10 protein-coding genes and 1 pseudogene are annotated in these 11,838 nt (G+C 70.1%); 5 read left to right on the top strand and 6 right to left on the bottom strand.

What is annotated here, in order from left to right; genetic code table 11:
* Nucleotides 1–43: 43 nt before the first annotated feature.
* The 3 genes from LNK82_RS00910 to LNK82_RS00900 all read left to right on the top strand — a co-directional run bounded on the left by LNK82_RS00910 (nt 44) and on the right by LNK82_RS00900 (nt 4,403).
* The gene (locus LNK82_RS00910) at nt 44–736 is read left to right on the top strand and encodes a FadR/GntR family transcriptional regulator (RefSeq protein ID WP_230564944.1); all 693 of its coding nucleotides are present in this window, start codon (nt 44–46) and stop codon (nt 734–736) included.
* A gap of 239 nt (nt 737–975) precedes the next feature.
* A complete protein-coding gene (locus tag LNK82_RS00905) occupies nt 976–2,397 on the top strand; it encodes an ABC transporter substrate-binding protein (RefSeq protein WP_230564943.1) in 1,422 nt (473 codons plus the stop codon).
* Nucleotides 2,394–4,403, top strand: a complete 2,010-nt coding sequence (locus tag LNK82_RS00900; RefSeq protein WP_230564942.1) for an ABC transporter permease — start codon at nt 2,394–2,396, stop codon at nt 4,401–4,403. Before LNK82_RS00905 ends, LNK82_RS00900 begins: the two co-directional genes overlap by 4 nt.
* Nucleotides 4,404–4,443: 40 nt before the next feature.
* Here LNK82_RS00900 and LNK82_RS00895 read toward each other — a convergent pair whose 3' ends face one another.
* Nucleotides 4,444–5,391, bottom strand: a complete 948-nt coding sequence (locus tag LNK82_RS00895; protein ID WP_230564941.1) for a helix-turn-helix transcriptional regulator — start codon at nt 5,389–5,391, stop codon at nt 4,444–4,446.
* A gap of 60 nt (nt 5,392–5,451) precedes the next feature.
* Here LNK82_RS00895 and LNK82_RS00890 point away from each other — a divergent pair, with 60 nt between their 5' ends.
* Nucleotides 5,452–6,585 carry an epoxide hydrolase family protein gene (locus LNK82_RS00890; RefSeq protein WP_230564940.1) on the top strand — a complete coding sequence of 378 codons (1,134 nt, stop codon included), beginning with the start codon at nt 5,452–5,454 and terminating at the stop codon, nt 6,583–6,585.
* A gap of 110 nt (nt 6,586–6,695) precedes the next feature.
* On the opposite strand, the gene LNK82_RS00885 is transcribed toward LNK82_RS00890, so the two are convergent.
* The 5 genes and pseudogenes from LNK82_RS00885 to LNK82_RS00865 form a co-directional block, all read right to left on the bottom strand.
* Nucleotides 6,696–7,049 carry a zinc-binding dehydrogenase gene (locus tag LNK82_RS00885; protein ID WP_230564939.1) on the bottom strand — a complete coding sequence of 118 codons (354 nt, stop codon included), beginning with the start codon at nt 7,047–7,049 and terminating at the stop codon, nt 6,696–6,698.
* Between the two features lie 306 nt (nt 7,050–7,355).
* Entirely contained in the window at nt 7,356–7,847 is a 492-nt protein-coding gene (locus tag LNK82_RS00880; protein ID WP_230564938.1) for a Gmad2 immunoglobulin-like domain-containing protein, read from the bottom strand.
* Nucleotides 7,848–8,088: 241 nt separating this feature from the next.
* A complete protein-coding gene (gene katG, locus LNK82_RS00875) occupies nt 8,089–10,392 on the bottom strand; it encodes a catalase/peroxidase HPI (RefSeq protein WP_230564937.1) in 2,304 nt (767 codons plus the stop codon).
* Nucleotides 10,367–10,816 carry a Fur family transcriptional regulator gene (locus LNK82_RS00870; protein WP_230564936.1) on the bottom strand — a complete coding sequence of 150 codons (450 nt, stop codon included), beginning with the start codon at nt 10,814–10,816 and terminating at the stop codon, nt 10,367–10,369. Before LNK82_RS00870 ends, katG begins: the two co-directional genes overlap by 26 nt.
* A gap of 110 nt (nt 10,817–10,926) precedes the next feature.
* Nucleotides 10,927–11,420, bottom strand: a pseudogene (locus LNK82_RS00865) (ROK family protein).
* Here LNK82_RS00865 and LNK82_RS00860 point away from each other — a divergent pair.
* Nucleotides 11,379–11,714: a hypothetical protein gene (locus LNK82_RS00860; RefSeq protein ID WP_230564934.1), complete on the top strand. Its 336-nt coding sequence runs from the start codon at nt 11,379–11,381 to the stop codon at nt 11,712–11,714. The pseudogene LNK82_RS00865 and the gene LNK82_RS00860 sit on opposite strands and share 42 nt — an antisense overlap.
* The last annotated feature ends 124 nt before the right edge of the window (nt 11,715–11,838 follow it).

Raw genomic sequence — 11,838 nt, 5'->3', positions numbered from 1 at the left:
GGGACAGGAGTCTCCGGACGCTGTCAAAGTCCGCACTCTCCCGGTGCAGGTGGCGGCACACCTGACCCGGCGCATCGTCAGCGGTGGGATCGAGGACGGTCGGGCCCCGTCGGAGCTCGACATCTCCCGGGAGTTCGGGGTGTCGCGCGTGGTGGCGCGGGAGACGCTCAAGATCCTCGCCTCGCTCGACATCGTCGACGTCGCCCAGGGCCGCCGCGTCGTCGTGCGGCCCCGCGCGGAGTGGGACTACCTGAGCCCGTTGCTGGTCGAGTGGCTGCCTTCGGAGATCGTCGGCGAGCTGCTGCGGGAGCTGCACCAGCTGCGCGCGCTGCTCGAACCCGAACTCGCCGCGATGGCCGTGGCCACCGCCACCGACGAGACGCTGGACCGGCTCAAGGGCTTGATCGACCGCATGACGGAGCTGGAGGCGGACCCCGACGCCTACCTCGAGGTCGACCACGAGTTCCACATGGAGATCTGCCGGGCGGCCGACAACCGCATCCTCGACCGGATCATGTACTCCGCCCGCTGGCTCGGCACGGCCAGCCGACGCGTCACCAACGGGGCACCGGCCGCGCTGCGCAGCGCCACCGCCGATCACACGGCGATCTACGAGGCGATCGTGGCGCGCGACCCGGCAGGTGCCCGTGCGGCGATGCGCACGCACTTGACCAACAACTCCATGCTCCTCGCGGAGATGGAGCAGCAGACCAAGCGGGCCGCCCGGCGGCGCTAGCGCACTGCACGACCGAGATCCGGACCGATGACAAGGGCGGACGAGGCATGGCAGCACCGATGATCCCGCCGATCCGGCCGGGTCTGATCGGCACCCGGTTCGCCGTGCCGTGCCGCAGCAGTTCGACGCCGTTCGCCGCAGGAACGAACCAGCAGCGCGGCATTCGCCTCGCTGTCCCGCCGGTCGCAACGTCGCCCCGTCGGTGAGCGTCCGCTCGATCGGGCGCGAGAGGAGTTGTCATGGAAGAGAAAACGGACTTATCGAGGCGCACGTTCCTCGGGATGAGCGCGCTGGGCGTGCTCGGTCTCGCCGGGTGCGGGGGAGGCCCCGCCGTGCCGCAGGTCGACGTCCAGGTCCCCCAGGCCCTGCTCGACCAGGCGGCCGCGCTCCGCGGCGGGTCGGTGGGGATGCTCTCGCAGAAGCTGTACTCGGAGACCGCCAACCAGGCGCTGGACAAGTCGCTGCAGGCGTTCGCGCAGGCCACCGGCACCACGGTCCACAACGACCTGGTCTCCGGCGACGCCGGCGACATGGTCGCGAAGATGGACACCGAGGTGAAGGCGGGCACCGCCCGCGACCTGGCCTTCCTGAGCGACCGGCGGTTCGTCGGCCAGCTCCACAACCTCGGCGCCCTCACCGACGTCACCGACGTGGTCGAGGAGATGCGCGCGCTCTACGGTGAGCCCGCGACGGAGGCGACCAACTTCTGCGTGTTCGACGGGCGCTGGTTCGCGATCCCGTACCACTTCATCGCGACCGCGATGTACCTGCGCAAGGACTGGTACGAGGAGAAGGGTCTCCCGCTCAAGCCCCACTACACGTGGGAGGAGCTGCGCGACAACGCGTTGGAGGTCTCCGACCCGGCGAAGCGGCGCTTCGGCTGGGGTATCACGGTGAACCGCTCCGGCGACGCCAACGGCTTCATCACCAACGTCATCAACTGCTACGGCGGGGCGATCGCGGACAACACCGGCGAGAAGGTGGTGTTCAACTCGCCGGAGACCGTCGCCGCCGTCACGTTCATCGGCGACATCTACACGAACCCGAAGTACGCGCCGATGCTGCCACCCGGGATCGGGAGCTGGACCGACTCGAGCAACAACGAGAACTGGCTGGCCCAGATCCTGGGGCTCACGCTCAACCAGTTCAGCGTCTACGCCGACTCGAAGACCAAGAACAACCCGGTCTACGCCAACACGCACCCGTTCAACGGCGCCACCGGACCGGCGATCGACCGGCCGCTCGCGTTCGGCGAGTCCAACTCGTTCGTCGTGTTCAAGGGGGCGAAGAACCCCGACCTCGCCAAGCTGGTGGCGAAGTTCATGGTCAGCGGGAGCGCGCTGCTCGGTGTCGCGAAGGGAGCACCGTGCCTGGTCAACCCCGCGTGGGACAAGGTGTGGGACTCCGACCCGTACTACACCAGCGGTGACCCGGCCTTCCCCGCGCTGCGGGAGCAGACCCGCGTGCCGCTCCCGCTGACCACCAAGACCGGCTACGCGTTCCCCCAGGCGCCGAGCCCCGGCGAGCAAGCCGCCACCGCCGCCTACCTGCTGACCGACATGATGCAGGCGGTCATCCAGGGCACCCGGCCGGCCGACGCCGTCGCCTCGACCCACGCCAGGATCGTCCAGGTCTTCGAGCAGCAGGGCTACAAGCAGTGACCGTCCTGCGTCCGCGTCCGGCGCCGGCCCGTCCGGCGCCGGGCACGTCGTCCTCGCTCACCACGTCGCAGCGGTTGCTCGGGCGCGACTGGCGCCTCGCCGCGGTGTTCATCGGGCCGACGCTGGTGCTGGTCGCAGGCCTGATCCTGTTCCCGATCGTCAGCTCGATCGTCACCAGCGCCACGGAACGCCACGGTGCGGAGACCGTCTGGGTCGGGCTGGACAACTACACCGCCCTCATCGACGACACCGTGTTCCACAAGGGCGTGCTCAACTCGTTCGTCTTCACCGCGTACGCCGAGATCTTCAAGGTGACCCTCGGTCTCATCGCGGCGTTGATGCTGCACCACATGCGCCGCGGCCGCGCGATCGTCGCGGGGGTGATCCTGCTGCCGTGGGTGGTGCCGACCGTCGTCACGGCCTTCACCTGGCGGTCGTTGTTCGACCCGATCTTCGGCAGCATCAACGTCCTGCTCACCGACTCCGGGATCGGGCCCGCCCTCGCCACGATCGGGCTCGTCGACTCCTGGCCCGCGGAGTGGCTGTCCGATCCCGCGCTGGCGATGCCGGCGGTCATCCTGGTCAACGTCTGGAAGGGCATCCCGTTCTTCGCGGTGACGTTCCTCGCCGGGCTCAAGGCCATCGACAGCGGTCTCTACGAGGCGGCGATGGTGGACGGCGCCTCGCCGTGGCAGCGCTTCGTGCACATCACGCTGCCAGGGCTGCGCAACATCATGATCGTGACGGTGCTGCTGTCGTCGATCTGGACGTTCAACAACTTCGACCTGATCTGGCTGATGACGCAGGGCGGACCGGGGGACGCCACCGCCCCGTACGTGATGGTGGCCTACTCGAAGGCCATCCAGCAGCTGCAACTGGGCGCGGGCGCCGCGGTCACGCTGGTGATGCTGCCGATCATCGGCATCCTCGTGGTGATCCTCGTGCGGATGATGCGACGCGGCGACCAGCCAGGCGCACGCGACATGGGGCGCAGGCGGCTGACCCCCGCCCAGCGCCGGGCGTTGCCGTGGGCGGTCGTCGTGGGTTCGGTCCTCGTGCTGGTCTGGGCGTCGCCGCAGATCGTGTGGAAGGCCGCGCTCGTGCTGGGCGTGTTCGTGGTGCTCGCCGCCGCCGTCGGACGGATCGTCTCCGCGCTCGCCGCGCGCGGTAACCGACTGGCCGCACGCCTGGTCGGCGGCACCGGCACGGGGATCGCCCTCGTGGGTCTGCTGGGCTTCGTCCTCGCCCCGCTTTACTGGATGACGGTCACGGCCTTCAAGTCCGACAACCAGATCGTCGCGCGCACCGACGACCTCTGGCCGACCCCGTGGAGCACCGAGCAGTTCACCAACCTGTTCACGGGCAGGGCGTTCGGCACCTGGTACGTCAACACGATCCTGGTGTCGGTGGCGTCCACCGTGATCGCCCTGGTCTGCGCGGCGCTGGCCGGCTACGCGCTGGCGCGGCTGAAGTTCCGGGGTTCGGAGAGCTTCACGGTGACGATCCTGCTCACCTACGTGATGCCGGGCGCGCTGCTGTTCATCCCGCTGTACCAGATGATGAGCGGGATCGGGCTCAACGACTCGTTGTGGTCGCTCGTGCTCGCCTACCCCACGTTCACCCTGCCGTTCGCGACGTGGCTGCTCGTCGGCTACTTCAAGTCGATCCCGGCCGACCTCGAGGAGGCCGCGCTGGTCGATGGCTGCACGCGGTTCGGTGCGTTCATCCGGATCGTGCTGCCGCTGGCCAAGCCGGGTCTGCTCGCGGTCGCGCTGTTCACGCTCACCAACGCGTGGAACGAGTTCCTGTTCGCCTTCGTGTTCATCACCAAGGACGGCTACAAGACGCTGCCCGTCGGCATGCAGTCGATGATCTTCGGTGACGTCGTGCCGCAGGGGCAGCTGGCCGCCGCCTCCCTGCTGATCAGCATCCCGGTCGCGATCATGTACGGGTTCGGGCAGCGGTTCCTGACCGAGGGCCTCACCGCGGGGGCCGTGAAGGGATGAACTCGTGGAAGCGTCGCTCGAAGAGCCATCGCCGCGGTGGTCAGGCGCGGGCGTAGCGTTCCGCGAGGGTGCGCAGCAGTGGCCTGAGCTCGGTGGGTGACTCGACGGTGAAGTCCATGCCCAGCATGCCGATGTAGGCGGCGATCGTGTCCAGCGAGTCGGCGCCGGTGACGAGGACCGAGGTGGTGTCGGTGACCGTCTCGACCACACCGACGGCCGGGTGGATCCGGTCCAGGACGGCCTGGGCCGGTGCGTCGACCCGCAGGCGTGCGTGCACCTGCCAGCCGCTGAACGCGACGCGGCGCATGGTGAAGCTCGTGTAGTCCTCGTCGGGCAGCGCGGTGGGGGCGAACCGGCGGTGGGTGCGCATGCGTGGCGTGATCCAGTCCGCCCGGTAGACGTCCCACTCGCCACTGGACGGGTCACGGGCCACGAGGTACCAGCGGCGCTTCCAGGCGAGCAGGCGGTAGGGCTCGACCAGCAGCGAGGTGTCGCGGTAGTCGAAGCGGAACCACTCGACGTCGTGGATCGCGGTCGCGATGGTGCGCAGCACGACGGGGTCGACCTCGGGGTCCGGGGCGTCGGTGTCGGTGTTCTCCGGCGCGTGGTCGACGACCGAGGCCAGCGCCTCCACCGTCGGCCGCAGGCGTGGCGGCAGGACCTGTTCGAGCTTGGCCAGCGCGCGGGCGCTGGAGGCCTCGAGCCCGGTGATGCCGCGGCCTGCGCGCAACCCGATCGCCACGGCCACCGCCTCCTCGTCGTCCAGGAGCAGCGGGGGGAGCTTGCCGCCCGCTCCGAGACGGTAGCCGCCCGTCGCGCCGCGGGTGGCTTCGACGGGGTAGTCGAGCACGCGGAGGCGCTCCACGTCGTTGCGGATGGTGCGGGTCGTGACGCCCAGCCGGTCGGCGAGTTCGGTCCCGCTCCACGACGGGCGCGACTGCAACAGCGCCAAGAGCGCGAGGAGCCGCGCCGATGTGTCCGCGGTCACTGCGACGACCTCCGTCTTATAGGAACAAAACTTTCCTATATGCACTCTAGCGTCTGTGCCATGACGAACACGGAGATCCGCCCCTTCCGCATCGAGGTCACGCAGGCCGAGCTGGACGACCTGACCGGTCGCCTCGACCGCACCCGCCTGCCGCAGCCGGCACCGGGCGACACCTGGGAGCACGGCACCCCCAACCACTACCTGCGTGAGGCCGTGACGGCGTGGCGCGCGTTCGACTGGCGCGCCGCCGAGGAGCGCATCAACGCCCACCCGCACTTCATCACCGAGATCGACAACCAGCCGATCCACTTCATCCACGTCGAGTCGCCGCACGAGGGCGCGACGCCGCTGCTGCTCGCCCACACCTACCCCGGCTCCTCGGTCGACTACCTCGACATGATCGACAGGCTCACCGACCCCGTCGCCCACGGCGGGCGCGCCGAGGACGCGTTCCACGTCGTCGTGCCGGACGCACCCGGCTTCGGCTTCTCCAACCCGGTCACCGAACCGGGCTGGACCACCGCCCGCGTGGCCCGCGCCTACGACACCCTCATGCGCAGGCTCGGCTACCGGCGCTACGGCGTCCACGGCTCCGACCACGGCGCGATGGTCGCCCGCGAACTCGGCCTCCTCGCCCCGGAGGGTTTCCTCGGGTTGCACGTGCTGCAACTGTTCTCCTTCCCGTCGGGCGACCCCGCGGAGTTCGAACGACTCGAGCCGCAGGACTACGCCGGCCTGGAGCACATGCAGTGGTTCCAGAAGGTCGGCGGCTACAACACCATGAACGCCAGCAGGCCGCAGACGGTCGCGGCCGGGCTCAGCGACTCACCGATCGGGATGCTCGCCTACAGCGAGCTGTTCAACTCCTTCGGCAACGGCACCTCCCTGGTGCCGCTGGAGACCATCCTCACCGAGGTGTCCGTCAACTGGTTCGCGAACGCCGCCGCCGGCATGGCCCGCTCCTACTTCGACAACGCGGCCGCCCCCGCCGACGAGCCCACCCCGGTGAACGCCGCCCCGACCGGCGTGGCCGTGTTCGCCGACGACTTCCAGACCATCAAGGTGTTCGCGGAACGGGACAACTCCAACATCGTGCACTGGAGCCGTTTCGAGAAGGGCGGCCACTTCGCCGCACTCGAGGTCCCCGAGATCGTGGTGGACGACATCCGGACCTTCTTCGCCGCACTGCGGTGACCTCCCGGCGACGGCCTCCCGACCCCTCGCTCCACGACAGGCGGAGCGGGGGTCGGGTTTCGTGCCCCGGTCGGCGGCGCACCCGGACCTGCGAATGCCGGCGAGACCGCTCACGACCGGCGTCCGGCACGAAGCCGGTCAGCGTGCCGCCGCGTCGCACACCGCGCCGACCCCACCCCGGCGGTGACGCGGTGTTCCGGCAGGCGCAGGGGGTGTGGTGGGCCTGGACGAACCCGCGCATCACGGGCTTGCCGTGCACGCCGACGTTCGCGACCCGGCCACCGGGGCGGATCAGCCGCGCGCAGCTCGAAGGTCTCCGGCACGCCCGCCGCCTCGACCGCGAGTTCCGCGCCCATCCCGCCGGTCACGCCGGCCACCAGGCGCTCGACGTCGTCGGCGGCGTTCACCGTCACGTCCGCGCCGAACCGCTTGGCCGCCTCCCGCCGTGACTCGGCCGGATCCACCGCCACAACGTGGTTGGGGCTCTACAGGCGCGCGGTCTCGATCGCGTCGGTCGGGTCGACCACCTCGGGGTCCGGCACGTCCTCCCAGGCCCTGTGGCCGGGATCCTGGTAGACGAGCGCCTTCATGGCTTCCTCCTCGGAATCCGTCCACTTCGAGCGTCCACCGGGGCCGGTCCGCGGGGGAGAGTCCGAGGTCTCGGGTGGGCAGGGATGTTGGCCGGTCCGTCGGGCAGGATGAGCGCAAGACCCCGGTCGGGACACCGGAGGAGCAGGTCTCGGCACCGGATCACCTGCGCCGGGCGGACGTCACTCCTGCGGCACGCGGATGACGTCGCCAGGGTGGATGGCGTCCGGATCGGTGATGGTCGCCGGGTTCGCGGCGACCAGGCGCTCGTAGAGGTTGCCCGCGCCGTAGTAGCGGGTGGACAGCGCCCACAGCGTCTCGCCCGCCACGACCACGTGCTCCAAATAGGTCCGGTAGCCCGGGATGATCTTCGGGCCGAGCACGACGGGCACGACGACCTTGTCCAGTTCCTCGCCGTCCTTCGGCGAGAGGTGGAAGACCTCGACGAACAGCCGGGAGAGCGTGAAGCCCGCACCGGACACGTCCACGCTGAGCTGGAACTGGCTGTGCCCGCCGACACCGTCACCGGCCATGAAGAAGCCGGTCACCTCGTCGTGGCCCTCGTGGACCCGGTAGTTGAAGCCCGCCTCGAACGCCCCACCGGCCGTCCCGCCGATCAGGATGTCGTTGCCCACCAGGTCGAAGGCCTTCGGTTGCTGCACGTCGATCGACATGTCCGCGCCTCCCGTCGTCGGTGTCGGCAGCCTATGCCGGAGACCCGCGGCTGTCCCTCGACCGCCGGCACGTCACCCGTATTGGTGACACGCCGGCACAGGGGTCCTGCGAAAGAGGCGCGCCCGGCCGGTCACCGGAGTGATCGGCCGGGCGCGCCGGTGGAGCAGGGTCAGACGAGGCCCCGCGCGGGCGCCGCGCCGGCCCGGGGCCGGCCCCCCCCCCCGCGCCGGTGGAGCAGGGTCAGACGAGGTCGAACCGGTCGAGTTCCATGACCTTGGTCCAGGCCGCGACGAAGTCCGCGACGAACTTCTCGCGGGCGTCCTCGCTGGCGTAGACCTCCGACAGGGCCCGCAGCTGGGAGTTGGAGCCGAAGACGAGGTCGACCGCCGTGGCGGTCCACTTCAGCTCGTCGGTCGCCGCGTCCCGGATCTCGTACACGTGCTCCTCGGACTCCGACGCCTTCCATCGGGTGCCCGGCGACAGCAGGTTGGCGAAGAAGTCGTTGGTGAGCACGCCGGGCCGGTCGGTGAGGACGCCGTGCCGGGTGCCGTTGACATTCGTCCCGAGGGAACGCAGGCCGCCGACGAGCACGGTCATCTCCGGCGCCGTCAGGTCGAGCATGTAGGCGCGCTCGACGAGCAGCACCTCCGGCTGGAGCTTCTCACCGGAACGCACGTAGTTGCGGAACCCGTCGGCGCGCGGCTCCAGGAACTGGAACGACTCGACGTCGGTCTGCTCCTGGTCGGCGTCGGTGCGGCCCGGGTGGAACGGCACGGTCACGTCGAAGCCGGCCTCGCGCGCCGCCCTCTCGACCGCGGCCGAGCCGGCCAGCACGATCAGGTCGGCGAGGGAGATCTTCGCGCCGCCCGCCTCGTTGAACTCCCGCTGGACGCCCTCCAGGACCTCCAGCACCTTCTCGAGCTGCCCGGGCTGGTTGACCTCCCAGTTGCGCTGGGGCTCCAGGCGGATGCGTGCGCCGTTCGCGCCGCCGCGCTTGTCCGTGGCGCGGAAGGTCGCGGCGGAGGCCCAGGCGGTGGTGACCAGCTCGGCGGTCGTGAGGCCGGAGTCGATGACCTTGGCCTTGAGGGCGGCGATGTCCGCCTCGCCGACGAGCTCGTCGGCGACGGCCGGCACCGGGTCCTGCCACAGCTGCGCCTCGGGGACCCACGGACCCAGGAAGCGGCTGACCGGACCCATGTCGCGGTGCAGCAGCTTGTACCAGGCCTTGGCGAACGCCAGGGCGAACTCGTCGGGGTTCTCCAGGAAGCGGCGGGAGATCTTCTCGTACGCCGGGTCCACGCGCAGCGACAGGTCCGTCGTGAGCATGGTCGGCTTGTGCTTCTTCGCCGGGTCGTGAGCGTCGGGGATGATCGCCTCGGCGTCCTTGGCGACCCACTGCTTGGCGCCGCCGGGGCTCGTGGTGAGCTCCCACTCGTAGCCGAAGAGGATCTCGAAGAAGCGGTTGCTCCACTGCGTGGGCTTGTCGGTCCACGTCACCTCGAGACCGCTGGTGATCGTCTCGGCGCCCTTGCCGCTGCCGTAGGTGCTCAGCCAGCCGAGGCCCTGCGCCTCCAGCGGCGCGCCCTCGGGCTCCGGACCCACGTGGTCGTCGGCCACGCCGGCGCCGTGGGTCTTGCCGAACGTGTGACCGCCGGCGATGAGGGCGACGGTCTCCTCGTCGTTCATCGCCATCCGGCCGAAGGTCTCCCGGATGAAGTGCGCCGCCGCCAAGGGGTCCGCGTTGCCGCGAGGGCCTTCGGGGTTGACGTAGATGAGACCCATCTCGGTCGCGCCGACCTCGGGCGCCATCTCGGTCTCGCTGACGTAGCGCTCGTCACCCAGCCAGCTGTCCTCCGGGCCCCAGAAGATCTCCTCCGGCTCCCAGACGTCCTCGCGGCCGAAGCCGAAGCCGAAGGTCTTGAAGCCCATCGACTCCAGGGCGACGTTGCCGGCGAGGACGAGCAGGTCTGCCCAGGAGATCTTCTGGCCGTACTTCTGCTTGACCGGCCACAGCAGACGCCGCGCCTTGTCCAGGTTGGCGTTGTCGGGCCAGCTGTTCAGCGGCGCGAAGCGCTGCCCGCCGTCACCCGCGCCACCGCGGCCGTCGTGGGTGCGGTAGGTGCCGGCGGCGTGCCAGCTCAGCCGGATCATCAGACCGCCGTAGTGGCCGAAGTCGGCGGGCCACCAGCTCTGCGAGGTGGTGAGGACCTCGACGATGTCGCGCTTGAGGGCCTCGACGTCGAGCTTGGCGAACTCCTGGGCGTAGTTGAAGTCCACGCCCAGCGGGTTGCCCTTGGACGAGTGCGCGTGCAGCACCGAGAGGTCCAGCTGGTTGGGCCACCAGTCGCGGTTCGCGCGCGGACGACCGCCGGTCTTCGCGGTCGGTGAGTCGATCGCGGGGTTCTCGCTTTCGCTCCCGTGCGCGGTCACGGAGTCGTGTGCGACCGGGCAGCCGACCGCGGCCTTCTGGTCCACGCCCTGTGCGCTTGAGGGTGGCGTCTTCCCGGGGTCGCTCAATTTACTTCCTTCCAGCGGGCGGATCATCGGCGGTGTTCTGGGTCGCGCAGTCGGGGCAGGTGCCCCAGAAGACGACCTCGGCCTCGTCGACGACGTAGCCGCCGTCGTCCGAGGCGGTGAGACAGGGGCTGTGGCCGACGGCGCAGTCGACGTCCGCGATCGCGCCACAGGAACGGCACACGACGTGGTGGTGGTTGTCGCCCACCCGGGACTCGTAGCGGGCCGTCGCGCCGGCGGGCTGGATGCGCCGCACCAGGCCGGTGTCGGTCAACGCCCGCAGCACGTCGTAAACGGCCTGGTGGGAGACCGTCGGCAGGTCAGCCCGGACCAACGTGATCACCGTCTCGGTGTCGACGTGCGGGTGGTCGTGCAGCGCGGCGAGCACGGCCAACCGGGGCCGGGTCACCCGCAGCGAGACCGCCCGCAACTGCGTCTCGAAGTCGGATGTCACGCGTCGACCCTATGTGGTTTGTCTGGAATGAATCAAAATAGCCTTCGTCACACCGCAGTCGGCGCACTCCGCGTAACTCCTTGGCTACGCGCCAAGTCGTGCGCGAAGCGTCATCCACAAAGCACGGAAGGTGTGGGTGATGTCACGAGCGCTGGGCGCGAACGGTCACGGTGTCTCGACGGCGCCGGTCGTGCTCCGTCCTCGGGGCGGCCGTGGCCGAGGATCAGTTCGCTCTGCAGGACGAGGACGGCCCCGCCGATCGCGGCGGCGTCCGACCCGTTCACCGACGGCACCACCCGGACCGGGTGCGCCTCGCGGGCGAACAACCGGCGGTCCAGCTTATGTTGGATCACCGCCTGGTAGGTCGAGCCCGAGACCGCGAAGCTCTGTCCGGCCAGGACGATCGTGTCCAGGTCGAACAGGACCGCCACGGTGACCGCGGCGTGACCGAGGTAGCGCGCCGACCGCTCGACGAGCTCACGGGCCTCGGGGTCGCCGGCGTTCGCGGCCGGTACCCGACGTTGCCGCACGGGCACTCGGCGCCGTTGACGTCGATCGAGATGTGGCCGATCTCCGCGGTGTCGGACGTGCTGCCCCGGTACACCTCGCCGGCGACCACCACCCCCGCCGCCGATCCCGGCGATCAGCCGGCGGCGGCAACTACGGCAACCTCGTCACCCAGAACGGCCTCAGGGCCGCCGACTACGGAGTCGCCGCCCCGCCCTTGGCGGACAAGACGGAGGCGGGCGTGCTCGGCGGCGGCACGCCGGTCGTGGTGAGCCCGAAGATCGGCGAGCGCGGCGAGGAAGCCGCCGTGAAGTGGATCGACTTCTACTACACGGGCAAGCTGACCGACCAGGACGCCGCCGTCTGGTGGCGGATCGGCAGATCGAGCTGACTCGGCCCGGCCGGGACCGGTCGGACGCTTGGATCAGGGGAACGTCGACGCCGAGTTCGCGCCCGGCGCCCGGCCCGGCAGGCGGATGCTTCCGACCGGCCGCCGGGCCAGGCACCGGGGCCGA

Origin of the sequence: Saccharothrix luteola (assembly GCF_020859565.1) — a bacterium.
GTDB classification, from domain to species: Bacteria; Actinomycetota; Actinomycetes; order Mycobacteriales; family Pseudonocardiaceae; genus Actinosynnema; species Actinosynnema luteola.
Note: the sequence above shows the minus strand (reverse complement) of the source record. Positions and strands in the feature narration are given on the sequence as shown.